Source organism: Pseudoalteromonas sp. MSK9-3 (assembly GCF_003590335.1).
Taxonomy (GTDB): Bacteria; Pseudomonadota; Gammaproteobacteria; order Enterobacterales; family Alteromonadaceae; genus Pseudoalteromonas.
Map to the genome: position 1 here is coordinate 99516 of NZ_MIET01000011.1, position 18923 is coordinate 118438.

Here is an 18923-nt window from a genome sequence, read left to right on the forward strand (position 1 = left end):
CATGCGTAGTCACGTGTATTATAAAAGCCCCATTTAGGGGCTTTTATACACTCATCAGTGACTCAAATTATCAAAATTGATAGCTTAACCCTAGAGATACTTCATCAATATCATTTTCTGATAATGGATAACGCGAATATTGTAAATCAACCCCCACTGAGTCAGAAAGGTTATATGTAAGCCCTAAACCATAATATAAGTCTGTTTGCTGATCTTCATATCGTGTATGGAATCGACCATCACGGGTGCTGTCTACGTGGTACTTCCAATCAAATGCACCAAGAAATACCTTACCTTCAAAGGTATTATATTTAAACGCATCATAGCCCACTTGTAGCGCAAACCCTTCAGGTAATATTGGTGCAACACGACTCACATCAGCCTGTGCGGTATCAGGCGAAGCTACGTTCCCACTAAAGGTTACTCTTCCTTGCCCCAAATCAATATAACGAACACCAATCGTAAACTGAGGCAGTAACTCATGATACAGGCCAGCAGACCAACTATCGCTGCTATCATCAACATTACTGACGTTTAAGGTTGTATTTGGTTGGCTATGATCCGCGCTAGATTGACCGACCATTCCTTGTATTGACCAAGAATTTGCAGCAGCAGGTACACTCACCAAACATGTCGTTGAGATCAGCGCAAAACTTGGTAATGCCAGTTTCCTACGGCGAATAACTAATGCAGATATCATGAGTAACAACATTCCTCCCATACTTCCAGATGATTTATTTTCTACAGTAACAGCAGTCAAAGCTTGTACTCTAATGGTCACAACCCCTTGTGATTGCGCGCCCTTTTCGTCTTTTAATTGATACGTAATTGTATCTTGCCCTTCAAAGCCTTGTTGCGGTGTATACGTCAATGTATTGTCGACATTGACTTTTACAGTCCCTGTTTGTGCTTGTGCTGATACAAGCGATAATACATCTCCATCAGCGTCAAAGTCATTGGCCAGTACATCAATAATCAAACTACTATCACCCATTACTTGCGCTGAATCTGCGGTTGCAACGGGTGCTGAGTTGCTCGTTAGGGTGACTGTTGCTGTACTATTTGACGTCCCCCCATTGCCATCTTTAATACTATATTGAATAACAGCAACACCGATTAAGTTAGCCGGTGGTAAATACACCAGTTTATTGTCAATGACATTCACAACCCCAAAGTCCACTGTTGCACCCGTGATAGATAATACATCTGAATCAGCATCACTATCATTTGCTAAAACATCAATGATAACTTCTTGTCCTACTGAGACCTCAGCTTCATCAGCAACGGCCTCTGGACGTGCATTATCTGTAATTGGTACTGCAATACCTCCTGGATCAATTACCGTTCTATTCGCCAAGCCATCGTCGTCATTTGGCCCGCCATCTACAATCTGTAGCTGAACACACCACGCCCCTTCTGTTAGCCCACTTTGCCAAATACTGCTACCTGGAGGAGGACAAAACCCAGGCTCTCCTTGAGCTGATAAAATTGCATTATTGCCAGACGTATCAAAATCAACCCACTGGCCATCTCTGAGTTTTCGATAAACGCCATTGGCGGGCACTGGGCTTCTTTGTGGAATGACCAAACTATATGTATCACCTGATTGCGGTAACCCACTGGCGATAAAATCAAATAAACCGCCGATGTTTTTCGCAGCCTCGTCTTCTGGCAATTCGCTTTCTAGCAATTGCACGCCACCGGTACTATTTTGCGATACAGTCGCCCCCTTACGTAAACACACACCAGGGTCACCTTCCACCAAAAATTGCTGTGATTCACTTGCCTGTTCTTGCATCACGTTACAATCACTGATCGCGTCTTGGAAATCAGGGATACCATCACCGTCTGAGTCTATATACCCTTCTTGTTCATCCGGTATTAAATCGCCATCAGTGTCGTTGTTGCCGAGCACCACCAGCTCAGGAATGACTTCTAAATACAAATCCTGCTGAGTTGACAGACTTGGCGATGCATTATCAGCTGCGCTAACCGTAAGCTTATAAATACCCGAGGCAAGTCCTTCAGGCGAAAATACAAATTGACTAGGTTGACTACTTTGGTTAACAAGTGCAACATCTGCTTGCCATGTTAATGTCACGATATCTGCAGGGTTCGCGTCAAACGTGTCTGCGCTCACCGTTACCAATGCTTGATCTGAGGTTAACGTTAAACGCTTTTCACCAGATTGTTCCACCCTAGTTGTTATTGATGGTGCGACATTTTCCTCAATAATAGTCACTGTTGAGGTCGATTTAGCCCCTGTATTTAGCCCACTGTCTAAGCTTACGATGATGGTTTCAGAACCCTCTGAAAGATTATCACCAAAAACGTTAAACGAAATTTGTCCCTGAACACCGGATTCAATGACAAACTCTCCAGATTCGAGGTCATGGTCGTTACCATCCGCCGAGCCACCCACACTATAAGGTATTCTCACAGGGTAAGAGACTGCAGGACCATTTAGGTAAACGTCAACAGTATGGGTTTTTTCTTCAGCTACCAAACTATCTTTTTGTAAAGAAATAAGCGGATGTACAGACACTGATTGTGTCGCGACAGCTTGCTGTCCCAGCTCGTCTGTCGTTTGCCAATAAGCAAGATGCTCTCCGGGTGCAAAAACTGGTTGACCACCCACAAATGAAACCGCTAAAGGATTGCCATTGCTGTCTGATGCAACCGCAGTTCCAAGCGCCACTTTTGTGTACAGCCCAGTCGCATCCACTACAACATCTGTAGGAGGCACTATGCTTGGCACATCAACCGTATTTGATGCAGAGAATGTTATATTGGCAGCTGCGGCACTGCGTGCCCCTTGCGAGTCTTCAATCATGTACTTAACAATAACAAGGCCCAATGTATTATCACTGCTTGTATACTGTATTTGATTATCTACGATATTAACTTGCCCAATTGATGCGCTTGAGCCAATAATCGTTAAAGTTTGATTTTCAATATCTGAATCATTTTGCAATACATCAAGCAAGTACACATTATTTGGGGTAGGAGTTAGATTAAATACGTCGTCTTGTGCAACAGGCGCATCGTTTACCGCAGTAACGTTAATCGATACTGTTGACGTATTTGACGTCAACTCACCATCATTGGCGCTATACGTAAAACTATCAGTACCAAAAAAGTTGGGGGTTGGTTGATAGGTAAACAAGCCTGATTGAACCGTTAGTGACCCATTTTGTGGCTGCGTAACAACCGCGATGGTTACAACGTCATTGTCACTATCTTCTACAGACGCACTGACCGTCGAGCTAGCGTCTTCATTTAAGGTGATTTGCATATCACTGGTGATAGGCGCTGCATTTACCGCTTCCACAGTAATATCAAAACTCTCTAACGAAGAACTCAGCGTCCCATCAGATACACTGAGTGTTACCGATGAATAAACACCGATGTCTTCTCTACTCGGTGTGCCGCTTAAAGAGCCACTCGCACTGTCAAAAGAGGCCCATTGTGGCTGCCCAGAAATAGAAAATGTAAGTTCTGTTGAGTCCTCATCACTGGCTTGAGGTGTAAATGAGTAAGTTTCATCTTGTAGTACGGTCAATGAAGGCGTACCTGAGATTATTGGTGCATCATTCACATTGCTCACTGTCAAAGCAAAGCTTGGTAATGTCGCGGTTTGCTGACCGTCAGTCACACTAATAATGATATTGGCATAATTACCCACGTCATCGTTACCCGGTGTGCCACTCAATGTGCCATTGGTTGCGTCAAACGTTGCCCAAGCTGGTTGCCCTATAATTGAAAAGCTCAGGTTATCCTGATCAGCGTCACTTGCTGTTGGTGTAAAGCTAAATAAAACATCTTCATCTAATTGCGTTGATGGTGTTCCAGAGATAACCGGCGCATCGTTCACACTTGCAATGGTCATCGTGACGGTTGCCGCATTTGATGTTAGGCCTTGCTGATCATCTACGGTATAAGTGAATGAATCTGTGCCAAAGTAATTTGCGACAGCAGTATACGTGATCGCCCCAGCTGCATTAATTGCAACTTGTCCGTTACTCGGTTGGGCCACTACTTTAACGGAACTTGCGTCTAATGTACTGTCAACATCGGTGTCATTACCTAACACGTTCACTTCAAATTGACCGTCTTCTTGTAGCTGGGCTGTATTATCTACAGCGACTGGCGCATCGTTCACCGCGGTGATGTTTACCGTTACTGTTGCCGCAGATGAAGCAAGGTTATCACTGTCAGTCAACGTATAAGTAAATGTCAGTTGTCCATTTTGATTTTCTTTTGGCGTTATATTTAACGAGCCGTCAGTATTAACAGTGACTGTCGCCTCTGTATACTCACCAACACCTTGACCTTTGTTTTCAAGGGTTATATCTGTCCCATCAAAACTACTGTCTTCTATATCTGAGTCATTACTCAATATCGCAAGCGTTGTGGCAGTATCTTCATTGGTGGTTACTGTATCGTCCCCTGCCGTAGGCCGGTCGTTTATCGCACCAATATTCACCGTCACTGTCGCGGTATTTGAAACCAGTCCATTAGAGTCAGCAATAGTATAGGTGTATGTATCTGTGCCATTTTCATTGGCATTTGGTGTATATACCATGGTGCCATTGGTTTGATTTAAAGCCACAGCCCCTTTTGTTGGTTGAGTAACAAGCGTGATTGCTCCCGATGGATTGGTATCTTCTACATCCGTTGCATTTGCTCGTACCGTCAGAGCATTCGTCGGTGTATCTTCATTCACCGTTTCCGTAAAGTTTGCTGCAATTGGCGTATCGTTAACCGCATTAAGGGTCATCGTAACGGTTGCTTTACTTGATGTTAAACCTGTACTGTCTTTAACCGTATAAGTAAATGTGTCTGCACCGTTTTCATTTGCTGTAGGCGTATAAGTAACAATTCCGTTAGCAATAGTGACTGATCCCTTCGATGGAGAATCAACAATAGCCGCCGATGCAACGACCATATTATTTTCAGCGTCGGTGTCATTCGCAACCACACTGAATGTAATCGGTGTATCTTCATCAGTAGACGCAGAGTCCGCAACCGCCAGTGGTGCATCTTCAACGGCGTTTATCGTCATCGTGACGGTTTTAGTGTCAGACTGAGCCCCCGATGTATCTTGCACTTTATAAGTAAAGCTATCACTATGATTTTCGCTACCACCATGCTGATAACTAAAACTACCATCACTATTAAACGTCAATGTTCCGTATTGAGGATCGGTCACTTTAACCGCAGATAATGTATCACCGCTATCAGTATCATCATCTGTGGCATTACTTAATAGTCCATTCGCCGCAGTTTGACTCAGCAGTTCACCTTCATTTAAACTAAACGCAAAGTCATTGCCAACCGGTGCATCATTGGTATTGACCACTTCAATATTAAACGTCAGGGCATCACTGTCCTCGGTACCATCATTCACTTTAATGGATACACCCGTTGTTGTACCTACATGTTCATCCGTTGGTGTGCCAGTCAATGCGCCAGTTGCGGTACTAAATGCCGCCCAGCTCGGTGTGTTCTCTATCGAATAAGTGTGCGAATCACCACTGTCAGTATCGGTGAGTGTGGGTGTAAAGCTATATGCAGCATCTTCATTAATCGAAGTGATCAACGTCCCCGAAAGCACAGGCTTGGCATTATAGCGTTTTGTGGTTGTCGCAGTCACCGCCGTTGCTGCATTACCAGCAGTATCACTGATTGTCGCCGATAAGGTAAGGGTCCCTTCATTTAGGTTGGCAACATTGACATTGCTTATTTGTGCAGTGGTCCCTGTGATCGTCGTCGCTGAACTACTGCTTACCGTACTTGCCCCATCACTAATTTGATACACAAACGAGCCACTGCTTTCTAATCCTGTTAACGTAAAGCTCAAAGCAGCTTCATTGCTGGCATTAATTAAACTTTGATCAATAGCGGCTGTATGGCCCGTTGGAGCAACGTTATCCAAATTAATTGTTTGAGTAGCAGAGCTCGAGGTATTCCCAGCGCTATCAGCTTGCGTGGCTGTTACCGTGAGAGAGCCATTATTTAAACTACTAATATCAAGTTCGCTACCTGATAGTGTCCAATTACCACTGGAATCCGCTGTCGTATTTTGACTAACCCCCCCAATATCTACCGTCACTGTCGCACCAGACTCGGCACCACTGCCTTGTACTAATACATCATTGTCTTCGCTGGCATTCACAACCCCATCACCTTCTATTGGAGTAGTGATTGTTAAAGCGCCCGGCGCTGCATTATCCAAGGTAATAGCAGTAGTTGTTGCAGTTGAGGTGTTACCCGCTGCATCAGCCTGAGTTGCAGATACCGTTAAACTGCCATTATTCAACGCACTAATATCAAGCTCATTACCCGATAACGTCCAATTCCCACTTGAATCTGCTGTTGTCGTTTTACTCACACCACCAATATTTATCGAAACTGACGCACCTGACTCAGCGCCACTACCCTGAACCAATACATCATTATCTTCACTTGCATTGACAATACCGTCCCCTTCTATCGGTGTAGTAATAGTCACTGTACTGGGTGCTTGGTTATCTAGTGTTATTGAAGTGCTTGCTGCAGACGATGTATTTCCGGCTGTATCGGTTTGCGTTGCTGATACCGTTAAGCTCCCGTTATTGAGCGCACTGATGTCTAATTCATTGCCTAACAGAGTCCAATTACCGCTTGAATCTGCCGTCGTACTCTTACTCACACCATCAATATTAACCGTGACCGTAGCACCAGACTCCGCGCCGCTGCCTTGCACCAACACATCGTTATCCTCAGCGGCATTCACAATACCATCACCTTCAATAGGTGTGGTTATACTCGGTGTGCTTGCACTAGTATCAATTGTGATAGCAAGTGCACTTGAGGCACTGCTATTATTACCCGCCTGATCCGTCGCTACGACCGTGATAGAATGTGTGTTTGCAGACATCGCAGATGTCGGTGTAAAGCTCCAGCTTCCTCCCGCAGGCACAACGATAGATCCTAGCACGCCATCTTTGTCTGAGGTGAATGTTATGGTGTCTCCAGCTGTCGCCGTTCCATCTATGGTTGGTGTGGTATCTGAGGTAATATTATCTGTATTTGAACTCCCTGTATCACTTGCACTGTTTAAGTCAGGTGTACTCGAAACACTTGGGTTTGTTGTATCTAATGTGACATTCAAGCCGGTAGACGCCGACGATGTATTATTGCTAGCATCCGTCGCTGTCGCGGTAATAGTATGTGTTGTATCTGACGTTAATGACCCAGTGGTTATCTCCCATGTACCACCTGTTGCGGTGCCAGTTCCAATTACAGTTCCACCAGATACACTACTATACAACTTAACAGTAGCCCCAGCTTCTGCTGTTCCAGTCAATGTCAGCGTTGTATCATTGGTGTAATTATCTGTGTTTGAGGAGCCGCTGTCTGACGCTGCATTCAAATCAAGCGAAGATGGTGCATTTGGCGCCACATCATCACTGACTGTTATAGTAAACGATTCTTGAAATGAAGAGGTACCATCGTGAGATTGCACACAAACAATATAGCTACCAGCACTCATCGCAGCCTGCGTTTCTAATAAACTGCCATTAATTTGGAAGCTGGAGTTACCACTGTTAGCAGTACACGTGCCACTGGTTGACGTGCCCGCATCAACTAACGTGTAAGTATGGCTGTTGTCATCAACATCTGTGGTACTTAACGTGCCAACATCAGCGCCCACACTGGTATTTGATTGAGCCATACTTGATGACGTTAATGCAATATCTGTTGGCGCATCATCTACCGCAGTAATTGTCACTACGGCTTGGTTTGTACCAGAACTGTCAGACGTGCCATCATTAAAGGTGTAATCTAACGTCACGCTACTTGATGGGTCTTCAGACGTATTCGCATAGGTTATCGAAGCAATAATCGAATCAACCAGCGCTGACGTTGCATTGGTATTAAATGTGAGTTTAATGGTGCCTGCAGAATTGGTCGTTACAGTCCCCACAGACACACTATTATGAGTAAAACTGTTGCCTTGCGTTAATGTTCCTAATAAGCCTGTGTTAGCAAACACATCGGCACTATTTGCACCACCATTTCTTGCTATGGTCAAACTGGCGTTATTATAATCCCCTGTATTGCCATTAAGCGCATCAAGTTCTGTATCCGCGACGGTGACATCACTGTCTATGGTTACTGCGCTGCCGTTCTCTGTGTATGTAGCCCCTCCATTTAATGAAGAGAAAACAGGCACATCATTGCTAGCAATAAAGGTGATCAACGTATTCGCACCACTGTCTGCGACAGTAAATGATAAACTCGATGCGGGTGCATTGCTCAGTGCTAGGCTCAATTCAGAAATATTAAAGTCAGTTGCATCTGTATCAACTTGCAGCGTGCTAGAGCCATTAAAGCGCACGTTGTTAGTAGATAAGCCAGTGACCCCTGTTAACGTGATCATGTCTCCAATTGCTAAATCTGTGATGGTATCACCTGACAGGTCAGAGGTACTGCCTATAAAATTATCATTACCACCGTTACCCGTCATTGAATCTGTGCCACCACCAGGGCGAATGGTATCAGCCCCCGAACCACCCGTATACGTGTCTGCACCATTCAAGTCAGTGGCCGATATTGTCAATACATCACCATTAAAAGCACTTGCATTCAACGTAATGGCTGCCGTAATAGCACTGCCTGAGCTATTGGTTATATCAACAGTGCCGCCATCTGAAGCAAAGTTATCTGTTAAAGTAAGCGTAAAGTTACTGTTAGTACCTAACGCAATACCTTCAACCGACGACACAGATGTTCCACTAAAATCAAACGTCCCACCATCCATGACCTTTAGTGTTTCGCTCCCAGCGCCACCGGTTATCGATGTACTAAAATTACCAATATTAGCAGCATCAATGGCAACCGTTGCACCGCTACTTAAGCTCAGTGTTCCTATATTAAAGTAGCTACCACCAGATACATCTGCGCCATTAGTGGCTGATACAATATCAACCTGCGAGCTATCACCTGTTAATGTACCTGTGTAAGCACTTGAGCCTATATCAAAAGTAACAACATCAGTTGAGGAACTTGCACTGACATTCGTCGACCCATTACTGACAGTCACAGTTCGCGTATTAGTACTGTCATCCCCAATGGTATAAGACTCTACGGAAGAGAATGTAGTTAAATTACCATCCCCACTGATAACAATTGTCTCAGAGCCAGCCGCAGTCACTGTTCCACCAAACGCGTTGTGCTGACTGGCAGTCATAGTCACTGAGGCGCCCGACGCTAAAGTGAGATTATTCACATTAGAAATAGACCCTGCTGATATATTCGCACCACTGCTTAGGCTGAGCGTATCTGCAACGGTATTATCACCCGTAATGGTGCCGGTAAACGCGAGCGTTCCTAAATCAAACGTGATTGCGTCGCTCGTCGATGTTGCAGTAACAGAGTGACCTACACTGGTAACAGTCACCGACCGAGCATTCGTACTGTCATCATTTAAGGTATAATTCTCAATGGCTGATACCGTACTCACATTGCCATCACCAGAAACAGATACTGTTTCTGTCCCGCTGCCAGATACCGTTCCAGTAAAACTAGACAGTTGGGCTGCATTAATTGTTACAGTACCACCAGCTGCAACCGATAAATTCTCAAAGCCACTGACTGTCGCTCCCGATATATTTCCGCCGTTGGTAACAACCAATGTGTCTGTGCCACTTCCGCCCGCTAAAGTCCCCGTCGCACTCAGTGCATTCACATTAACCGTATCATCATTACCACTACCTGTTAGGTTTTGTGACGCGCTGCCTAACGTAAATGTATTCGCTGCACTCAACACATACGTTTCAACCGCACTATTACCTGTTAAGCCATCGGTCGCTGAGCTTATGGTAATTGAATCAGTACCGCTTGCGGTTACCGTTGAAAAGCTATCGTGTTGCGCTTCCGTCATTGTGACCGATGCGCCACCGCTCAATGTTAAAGACTCGAATGCGCTGACGGTTGCATTGCTGATATTAGCCCCTGTGCTCATTTGCAGCACATCGGTATCACCGCCACCAGCAAGCGTACCCGTAACACTTAACCCAGCAATATTCACGGTATCTGCACTACTACTACCGGTAATATTTTGCGCTGCACCTGATAGGGTAATATTAAAAGCCGCATTTAAAACATACGTTTCTATGTCTGCATCCGCAGTCACCGTACTATCGTCATCGGCACTTGCCAAGGTGAACGTATTTGTTCCGGTACCATTTATGGTCGTAAACGTATCGTGTTGCGACTCGCTCAGCGTTAATGAGCCATTATTATAAGTCGAGAGGGTTTCAAAGGTGGTCAAACTGGCAAATTGCGTCAGGTCACTGCCATCTATTACAACAATTTCATCTGTACCGCCCCCACCTTGCGCGGTTGACCCAACAATATGACTGGCTGAAGATATGGTTAAAGTCTCATTGTCACTGCTGAAACTAATAGCAGGGCTTAAGTTAGTGCCCGATGTGGTATTAAATGATGCTGCAGAACTACTTGCCGCGGTTACATTAGCCACACTGATTACGGCAGTGCGTGTCTCGCTATTGACTGTGCCATCATTAACGACAACGGTGACAGTTCGCGATGTGGTATTCGGCGTGTTGCTCGAGTTATTATAAGTTATTGCTTGTAAGAATGTTGCCACTTCAGCGGTTGTTGCTGTTGCATTCTCCACTTTTATTTCAATTGCATTTGAAATATCCGACTTGCCTGATACGCCAGCTAAAGCATTTTGCGCACTCGCCGACACATTTATCCCTTCATCTGCATCACCTTGACCATTCGTGAGCTTAACTGTAATTGTTGTTATCGTGTCGGTATCTGTAACCGTTGGACTGGTCATGAAACTAACGGCACCTGACCCTTCAGAAAATGAGGCTGTTGTGTCATTACCTGATGTACCGCTATTTAAATCAAGCGCAGGCGCTTCGTTTACCGTAGTGAAATTAAAGGTCGTATCATCACTAATACCTGCAAAACTATTGCCAGCTGAGTCATCTACTGCGGTTGAATCTACGCGCAATGCATATTGATTGCTACCAGTTAAGCTATTCGTCGGATTTATATATACCTTATCGTTTACAATACCAATGCGGCCCGCACTTGGGCTGGTAGTTGCGCCATCACTTTCAGTCGCAACGTTAAACACCTCAAAATCACTTGACCCTGTGACATCTCGAACCGTTATATTACCCGTGCTTAATGCCACATTCTCACTAAAATCAATGACGATATTATCAGACATCGATACATTGGTAGCATTATCAGTTGGCGTAGAGTTTGCGCTGTCAAATGTGGGGGCGGTCCCATCTGTACCAGTCCCACTTAAAGAAACGTTATAGGTGGCCTCATCAGAATCATCACTCGTTATTCGCAGGTTGCCTGAAAGCGCACCCTCAGTTGTGGTTTGCATGGTTACAAAAATAGTGCAATCGTCACTAGCTGCTATAGTTTGCCCACCAACAATACATGTGCCACCCGTGATCGAAAAGTCGCTTCCGCCATTAGTTATAGATATTCCAGTTGTTGTTAAATTCCCTGAACCTTCATTTTGTAACGTGAACGTTTTTAGTGAAGGTGCAATGCCATTAGCTTCAATACTGCCAAAGTTTTCGCTTGTGGTCGTCGCGCCGTCTTCCTCCACATCTATCTCAGGTGAAGCGCTGCAAGAACCAACAATTGTACCCAAAAAAAGCGCAGTGCAACTAATAGCAGATATATCCGCTCGACAAGTTCCACTCGGTAACAAACAAGAAACATTCGCAGCAAATACCTTTTGTATCAATAAATCACTATCAACCTGTGTACTCTCGCCTGATACAATCGTTACTTGTTGAGTACTCGGTTTAAGTAACCCTTGCGCGTTCAAAAAGCTTAATGTACTGCGTACGTCTGAACCTGAATTATTCTTTCGTTCACTTTTCACTCTGCCGAAGGGATTAAATGGGTTACTATTCGCGGTATCAACTATCTCAGTTACGGCCTCCATGTGCTCTGTGCCATACGATTGCTGACTCTTTGAAGGGTCGTTTACTGTATCAGCATACGCACCACTGGCAATCAAAGAGGGTACAGCGAGTGCCAAAATGCTTTTGTTAAGACTTGTACGTTCCATGATAATTACTCCTGACAAATTTCAAAAATGAAACTAGATAGTGCGTCTGAGCTTTGTAGCACCTCGGGTGCAGTGCTATTGGTTACAATTGCAATATCGTAAATTTGTTTTACATCTCCTGAAAAAATTAAACGGCTAATTACTTTCCCAGTATTAATATCTAACAGCCAAATGCCACACTGGTTTTCCTCTAACAGCCTTTCATTTGCTGTAAAGTTCATTTTTCCGTCGGATGTACGCAGTGTGCTTGTACCCACAACCATTAAATCACCAAAGAATGTCATCCCTCTCGTGAAGCCCGGGAGCTCAGCCAAAACACGTGTAGTGCCTGTTTTTGGGTCATACACATGAATAGCCCCATCGCCAGATGCACAGTAATAGACTTTCCCCAAATGACACCTCGGTGAATGCGGCATTGAGATCTGCGATTTAATAACTTTATTTTCGAGCACATCAATAAGTACCCCATTACAGCCTAACTCGTCTCTCCACCCTTCTGCTGTATTCGATTGGCTAAAGGCAGTCGCATAACGAGGAGCACCATCAAGCATGGCCATGCCATTTAAATGGCATCGGTTGTCAGGCTTTAATTCAGAAATAAATGAAGGCTTCCAAGCTGAAATAAAACTATAGTCAGGGCTGAGTTTGCACAAACATGAAAACACTGAATTAACCACCCATAATCCTTCGGTACCCCACGCTATATCATGGGCATTAATTAAACCAGTCGATAAGCTGGCCCTTTCAACGAACAAACTATCCGCTGATTTAACACTTTGAACTTGTTCACCTAGTTCGTACCTAAACTGCGTAAGCTCTTTAAGTTCACTGTCTTGTAACTTGCTTGGCAGCGCTTCATAATTATCAAACTCACCGTTAATAATAGCCCTATGCCCACTTTTAGTTTTCTTAAAATCAATCACTTGGTTCAATGTGCCCAGAGTGATCCTATTATCATCGGCATAAAGCCCCATGGGTCTTGGAAACGCTTTTAGTTTTGTTTCTAGCTTGCCACTTTTTGGGCGCACTACGATAAGTCTTTGCGAGTGATAACTAGTCGCCAGCAAAGAAATACCGAGCTGAGACAATATTTCTGGTAAGTTATCACTGTAGGTGCTACTAAAATCTAAACTTTCAGTTTTACAATTCCCACTCGGATTTGAGGTACTCAAAATCATATTCTCCGTTATTCTTTTAGTACTACTTTTTAGTTATGGCTTATCGTGCTTTCTTTAGCTCTGAAATTTAATACGCTATGTGCTGACTTTATGTTTTCAAATAAATGTAATTGGCTTAATGGCTGCGTGACACCACATACTTTCAACTGCGCAATAATGCCAGAGACAATAGCAGCAGATGAGGAAGTGCCTCCAAAATCGGTATATCCACCCAGCGACGTCGACTTTACTAACGTAGGCGCATAATAATCAACGCATTGACCGTAGTTGGAAAACTCGGCTAGATTTCCACCTTTATTGATTGAACCAACCACAACAACCGAATCTAACTCAGATAATTTATTCATTTCACATGCCTTTTGTCTGTTGTTACCAGCTGATGCGACAATGATGGGATCATGTGGAGCCAATGCTAAATCTTTAATAACGGCGGCAGTAATATCAGACAAAAATGGCAGAACCCAACTGCAGTTAACTACATCGGCTTTCATTAACTTAGCCACGTGAAATGCCAATATTAACGAAGAAGTCCATGTTGATACCTGCCGAATAGCAATGAGCTCGCTCGTAGGTGCAAAACCTTCCACTCCAATACCATCTTGCTTCGCTACTATAACCCCAGCGACTTGGGTGCCATGATAATCGACTATTCCTGTCGTACTGGCATCCAGCACATGCTCATCAGCGTCATACTCTAATAATACGGCTAACTCATTAAATTCTGCATGGCTAAAATCAAACCCATCATCAATAATCGCCACTCGAACCCTATTTACTGGTGAATCGCAAAAAGGGGGCTTAAGTGACGATAGTAAGCTATTTTTTGAGTAGACTTCTTTTAAATGAACTTCGTGATTGGCTCTTGGTAACTTTCTAACAGGGGCTATATCTGGCTCCACCGCGACAACATCTTGATGGGCTTTTAATACAGAAAACACATCAAAAAAATGTTCTGTTTCTGGTGTGATCCAATAGACGGTCCCGCCTTGTATCTTGGCAAGAACTTGCACCTGGGTAATTTGACTATGTAATTCTGGGATCTCTTGTTCAGATAGCAAAGATTTGATTATTATTTTTTTATTAAACGCGTACTTTTGACCTTTTTCATCGATTAAAAAGTCATTGCTGTATTGACTCAAAGCAACCGTTTTTTTGTTACTCTGAAAGCGCACTGAATTTACAATAGGCTGAGCAGGTAACCCCGCGACGAATAAGCAAGCAGCTAAAGTGAAGTACACGTTAATTACATTCCAATTAATGTATTTAAATAGTAACAAACGAGTACGTTTCTGACTCTTTAAAATGAAATACATGACACTCCCTTTACTACTACCTAGCTAATCTCGAAACTTTACACACAATATGTAGATACACAGGTTTCTTAACCAAAACCTGCGTATCTACGCGTTAATTTCGTGGCGGATAAATTCCATCTAGTGCAATACAGAAATTGAGTGCCAATGCGGGTTGCATATTCTCATGAGGTTGACCAGCACCCGCCACAGAAAAGCTAGCGCTATTCATTAAATCAACATCATTGTCAAGTGGTGCGGTATACCGTAACACGCCACCACTTATGGCATTATCGAGTGCCAACTTATTATTACTTGGTTCCCCAGTGTCACCTGATTGCAGCACACCCGAAATACTGTGAGTATGCTCAGGTAACTGAGATTCGACCAATGCCACTTGAGTAGAGCCGCCAAAATAAGAGAATGGCCGCAAGGATAAACCTGGGGCTTGCCCTGCATGCATAGGCGCTCGCCCTGCTAAATCAGGCAGGCCAAATGTTGTTCTACCATTTCCTCCAAAACTGGTTCCCAATAAGCTAAAGACTGCTGTCATCTGTCCAATGCTTACAATTTGGCCACTACAAATTGACCAATCTCGAGGACTAAATGTTGCGCCAATAATACGAATTTCTCCAATAAATGGATCTGCCATCTTTTATTCTCCCCTAGTTTCTTGATGGAAAAATGCCTTGCAGGCAAATAACAAAGTGGATCGCCAAGTAAGGCATCATATTATTATGAGGCTCATTACCTCCCGCGGACTCGACAGCTGACTCGCTAAATTCTTGAACTGCACCTGTTACTGTACCGTTTAGATATGCTGTTTCATTTTGTGGACTTTTTGCAAGCACATTACCGATTGCTGTAGATGTGTTTGCACTGTTATTACTTGCCTGTAAGCTATGAGTATGCGTAGGGATTTGACTCGTTTGTAAGGTAACCTCCTCTACACCTGTTTTAGCTGCGAGTGGATAGTTTTGTAAGCCTGGCCCTTGACCAAAATGAACGGGTATACGCCCTCTCATATCAGGTAGCGCAAACGATGAACGTCCATCTCCCCCGTATTGTGCCCCTATAAGCGCAAACAAAGGCTGGTTTTGATTTACTGCCATGATGGTGCCATTACACATTGCCCACTGCCGTGGTGCAAAGGTCGTAGCCATCATCTTTATTTCTCCAATAAATGAATCGGACATGCTTTCTCCTTATTAATTTCTTGGTGGGAAAATACCGTCAAGCGCCATGCAAAAATTCAGTGCTAATAAAGGCTGAATATTCGTATGAGACTGACCTCCCCCCGCGCTAGAAACAACGTCTTGCGCCAGTCCGGTTAGATTTGCAGAACTGCTGTACATAAAAGGCTCTGGTCCACTAAAAGCATCCTTTGAATTAGAAAATACTCTATCGGTAAAAGTTGGGTTATTTATTGCCTCGCTACTGGTCGCTTGTACACCATGAGAATGAGCAGCCATTTCAGCAATACTGAGTGTGACAGTTTCCACGCCATACTGACTACCAGCCGTAAATAGCCTGCTAGGCTCACTTCTCAAAGCTCCTTGCCCGATTGGTGTTCGCCCTCGAAGGTCAGGGAATTTAAAATTACTCCTCCCATCGCCTCCAAATTGCGTTCCAATTAACGCATACAAAGCCCCATTTTGAGAAATTGAAATCACCTGACCATTACAAAGTGCCCAATCTTTTGGGGCAAAATTGAACGCAAATGGCCGTATTTCAGACGTAAACGGTTCAGCCATAAAAATCTCCTTACTCACTTTTGTTAAACGGATAATTTACTTAATTGATTGACTTAACACGCCAACTATCTCTTTTGAGCAATGTGTATCTCATACTCAGTTTCACTATTTGGCGATAAAAACAACTCAGCTTCACCGAATGCCTCATGTACGAGCTTATAGGTACCTTGGCTTAGAGGCTCATTAGCTTTGCCGTTTAACAGCACACTAAACGCATTCCACTCGTCTCCATTAAGCTTTGATTTTTGAACTGATGATATATCAAGCTCCACTTCACCATTTTGACCCACAACTTTTAAAGATGTACCTTGTGCACTTTCAACATTTTCAAACGTAAACTTTTCCATATTCGCCCCCTCTTTACAATTTAACTTAGTCACACACCACTCATTAACTTCACTGGATGCGGGTACCACGCCATAAATTCATATGGCGGGCTTATTGATTCAACTTGAAACCCCAAACGCATATACAATTGCTTGGCTGCATAATTATGTTGTTCAACGGTAAGTGTTAAAGGCGCACCTGACTGCGACGCAGCACTTTGAAATGATTGAATTATTGCCGAGCCAAAGCCATGTCCTCTGGCACTTGGTAGAAAGCCAATGTCGATGATTCGAATTTCATTTGGCCCAAAATCAATGGTTGCTTTACCTATTGCTTCATGGTGTTTTTCAATGATGAAGTACATTGCATTGGGAAACTTGTCTCCATACCCTTGGGTTTGAGCCCGAAATTGCAATTCCACAATAGACTCTACGAAGTCTTTTTCGCCATCAATTAGCTGTAAATCTTGGCGTATCGAATGGTGCAGCCTTTCTAAAAAAGGTTTATCTGCTGTATTTGAGGGTCTTATATTTAGCCCATTTGGTATATTAAGCTTCATTACGTACTTGTCTCCTTAGCTTACTTTTCTACAGCAATATGTTTTTTCTTTTGATGCCATAATTAATTTAAATAGCCACTCATTAACATTACAATCTACAACAAGATTAACTCTTGGCGTATCGCCACTGTTTTTCACTGAATGCACAGCATCAGCATTAATGTACCAAACACTGTTTGCTGCCATAGGAACAGACACACCGTCTACTTGAAATTGAACTTCAGGAGAGATTTCTAACGGGATATGAATACGTGCTTGTGATGAGGCTTCAATACTAAGCCCTGCATCTCGATGGGGTTTAATAGATGAATTAGCATGTAATCGCATTAAACGCACAGACAAAACGTCACATTCGAACCGAGCAATAAGCGCCCTAATTATTGGTAAACCATGTAAATAATGGCTTTCTACCCAGGGGCTTTCACAATTGTGTGAAAAGGATTGTAAAATGATATGGTTATTTAAGTGCTCTTGAGGAACCACTAAAGGCAATACATCCCAGCCACCTTGATAGCACTTTGTATTTACGTGACTTATCCATTCGTGAGACCTAGCCACTTCAAGGTCGTCAGAAAAATTCAACGCTTTAATCGACAAATCTAGTTTTGCAAATGCCAACACAGGTTCAGACATGTAACTTCCTTTTACTACACAATTAAAAAATGTAAAAACCTCTCCACAATTAGTCCATAGTTTTGCGTTACGGTTAATTGCTTTAAAATAAATAATTACATAAAAATCTCTAATTCCAAATTACAGCACATTACACCTAGATTAATATTCGATATTCACACGCTTAGGTCGTACTTACTTTATATAAATCGTATAATTTTACAGCACAACCCTATACAACCATAGTGTACTTTTTATAACAATCCATTATTGATAATCCATTTCTATAGAACGAACTTCTTGCTGGGTAATTTGTTTTAGTAAATAGCTTAATTTTTCTGCTTTTAGTTTATTCCGCTCAGCGAACCCTATGAACTGCCGCTCTGAATGGATCAGTTCTGGTAAAATCGTCACAGGTAAATTAAATTGAGAAATGATTTTTTCAGCCCAACGCTTATCGATTAATATAGCGCCAACACGATTAGACGCCAGTATGTCAAAGAGTGCTCTTGCGTCTTCGTCCGACCCTTCATAATAAGAACGCTTAACAATCACTGCGTTTATATCAGATAACACCTCTATGACTTCGTCTGGATATGGGTACTCTTGTGCAATCACCACACTAAAAAACGGGAGAGATTTAATTTTTTCAAAGGTTAAGTGACGGTTGTTTACATTGACCGCTAATGCCATCTCCCACACAGATACCGTGTGTTCCACTAAATTTAGCGAATCAGAGCTATCTATGTGCAAAGTAAAATCATATTTTCCAGCATGTACATCATCTATACATCGCCGGTAAGGCAGCTCTGAAAATGAGGCGGAAATGTTTGCATTGCCCAGCGCATATTTGAGTATATCAACTTGAATGCCTTTTGCGCCGACCTCAGGCTCCACATAACTAAAGGGCCACCACCGTGAAAAGCAAAAACTATATTCTTCGCTTTGTGCATACGCACTGCTTTGGTATAGCCATAACAAAGCAATTAGCCATCTCATTAGTTGCACCCAAACTTACCCTACGACTTAATTAAGCGTAATAGGTTTTAGGTCAGGTGCAACCTGGGCCAA

Annotated in this window: 10 protein-coding genes; all 10 read right to left on the bottom strand. The window is 43.3% G+C overall.

Annotated elements, in window-relative coordinates; all coding sequences use genetic code 11:
* Nucleotides 1–70 precede the first annotated feature (70 nt).
* Nucleotides 71–12130, bottom strand: a complete 12060-nt coding sequence (locus BGP78_RS04265) for a tandem-95 repeat protein (protein ID WP_119860245.1) — start codon at nt 12128–12130, stop codon at nt 71–73.
* A 5-nt stretch (nt 12131–12135) separates the two neighbouring features.
* Nucleotides 12136–13308 carry a TIGR03032 family protein gene (locus BGP78_RS04270; RefSeq protein ID WP_119860246.1) on the bottom strand — a complete coding sequence of 391 codons (1173 nt, stop codon included), beginning with the start codon at nt 13306–13308 and terminating at the stop codon, nt 12136–12138.
* Between the two features lie 29 nt (nt 13309–13337).
* Nucleotides 13338–14621 carry a S8/S53 family peptidase gene (locus BGP78_RS04275; protein WP_119860247.1) on the bottom strand — a complete coding sequence of 428 codons (1284 nt, stop codon included), beginning with the start codon at nt 14619–14621 and terminating at the stop codon, nt 13338–13340.
* Between the two features lie 94 nt (nt 14622–14715).
* Nucleotides 14716–15252 carry a phage tail protein gene (locus tag BGP78_RS04280; RefSeq protein WP_119860248.1) on the bottom strand — a complete coding sequence of 179 codons (537 nt, stop codon included), beginning with the start codon at nt 15250–15252 and terminating at the stop codon, nt 14716–14718.
* Between the two features lie 13 nt (nt 15253–15265).
* Complete coding sequence (locus BGP78_RS04285) at nt 15266–15796, bottom strand: phage tail protein (protein ID WP_119860249.1); 531 nt, start codon at nt 15794–15796, stop codon at nt 15266–15268.
* A gap of 12 nt (nt 15797–15808) precedes the next feature.
* A complete protein-coding gene (locus BGP78_RS04290) occupies nt 15809–16354 on the bottom strand; it encodes a phage tail protein (RefSeq protein WP_119860250.1) in 546 nt (181 codons plus the stop codon).
* A 65-nt stretch (nt 16355–16419) separates the two neighbouring features.
* On the bottom strand, nt 16420–16701 hold the full coding sequence (locus BGP78_RS04295; protein WP_119860251.1) for a DUF6916 family protein: 282 nt from the start codon (nt 16699–16701) through the stop codon (nt 16420–16422).
* 29 nt (nt 16702–16730) lie between these two features.
* Nucleotides 16731–17240 carry an N-acetyltransferase gene (locus BGP78_RS04300; RefSeq protein ID WP_119860252.1) on the bottom strand — a complete coding sequence of 170 codons (510 nt, stop codon included), beginning with the start codon at nt 17238–17240 and terminating at the stop codon, nt 16731–16733.
* 15 nt (nt 17241–17255) lie between these two features.
* Nucleotides 17256–17873, bottom strand: a complete 618-nt coding sequence (locus BGP78_RS04305) for an aspartyl/asparaginyl beta-hydroxylase domain-containing protein (RefSeq protein WP_119860253.1) — start codon at nt 17871–17873, stop codon at nt 17256–17258.
* Between the two features lie 246 nt (nt 17874–18119).
* Nucleotides 18120–18851, bottom strand: a complete 732-nt coding sequence (locus BGP78_RS04310) for a transporter substrate-binding domain-containing protein (RefSeq protein WP_119860254.1) — start codon at nt 18849–18851, stop codon at nt 18120–18122.
* Nucleotides 18852–18923: the final 72 nt, after the last annotated feature.

What these genes read in the sequence shown, in the direction of transcription:
- BGP78_RS04265 (WP_119860245.1), bottom strand. Translation starts at nt 12,130, where the DNA reads ATGGAACGTACAAGTCTTAACAAAAGCATTTTGGCACTCGCTGTACCC.
- BGP78_RS04270 (WP_119860246.1), bottom strand. Translation starts at nt 13,308, where the DNA reads ATGATTTTGAGTACCTCAAATCCGAGTGGGAATTGTAAAACTGAAAGT.
- BGP78_RS04275 (WP_119860247.1), bottom strand. Translation starts at nt 14,621, where the DNA reads ATGTATTTCATTTTAAAGAGTCAGAAACGTACTCGTTTGTTACTATTT.
- BGP78_RS04280 (WP_119860248.1), bottom strand. Translation starts at nt 15,252, where the DNA reads ATGGCAGATCCATTTATTGGAGAAATTCGTATTATTGGCGCAACATTT.
- BGP78_RS04285 (WP_119860249.1), bottom strand. Translation starts at nt 15,796, where the DNA reads ATGTCCGATTCATTTATTGGAGAAATAAAGATGATGGCTACGACCTTT.
- BGP78_RS04290 (WP_119860250.1), bottom strand. Translation starts at nt 16,354, where the DNA reads ATGGCTGAACCGTTTACGTCTGAAATACGGCCATTTGCGTTCAATTTT.
- BGP78_RS04295 (WP_119860251.1), bottom strand. Translation starts at nt 16,701, where the DNA reads ATGGAAAAGTTTACGTTTGAAAATGTTGAAAGTGCACAAGGTACATCT.
- BGP78_RS04300 (WP_119860252.1), bottom strand. Translation starts at nt 17,240, where the DNA reads ATGAAGCTTAATATACCAAATGGGCTAAATATAAGACCCTCAAATACA.
- BGP78_RS04305 (WP_119860253.1), bottom strand. Translation starts at nt 17,873, where the DNA reads ATGTCTGAACCTGTGTTGGCATTTGCAAAACTAGATTTGTCGATTAAA.
- BGP78_RS04310 (WP_119860254.1), bottom strand. Translation starts at nt 18,851, where the DNA reads ATGAGATGGCTAATTGCTTTGTTATGGCTATACCAAAGCAGTGCGTAT.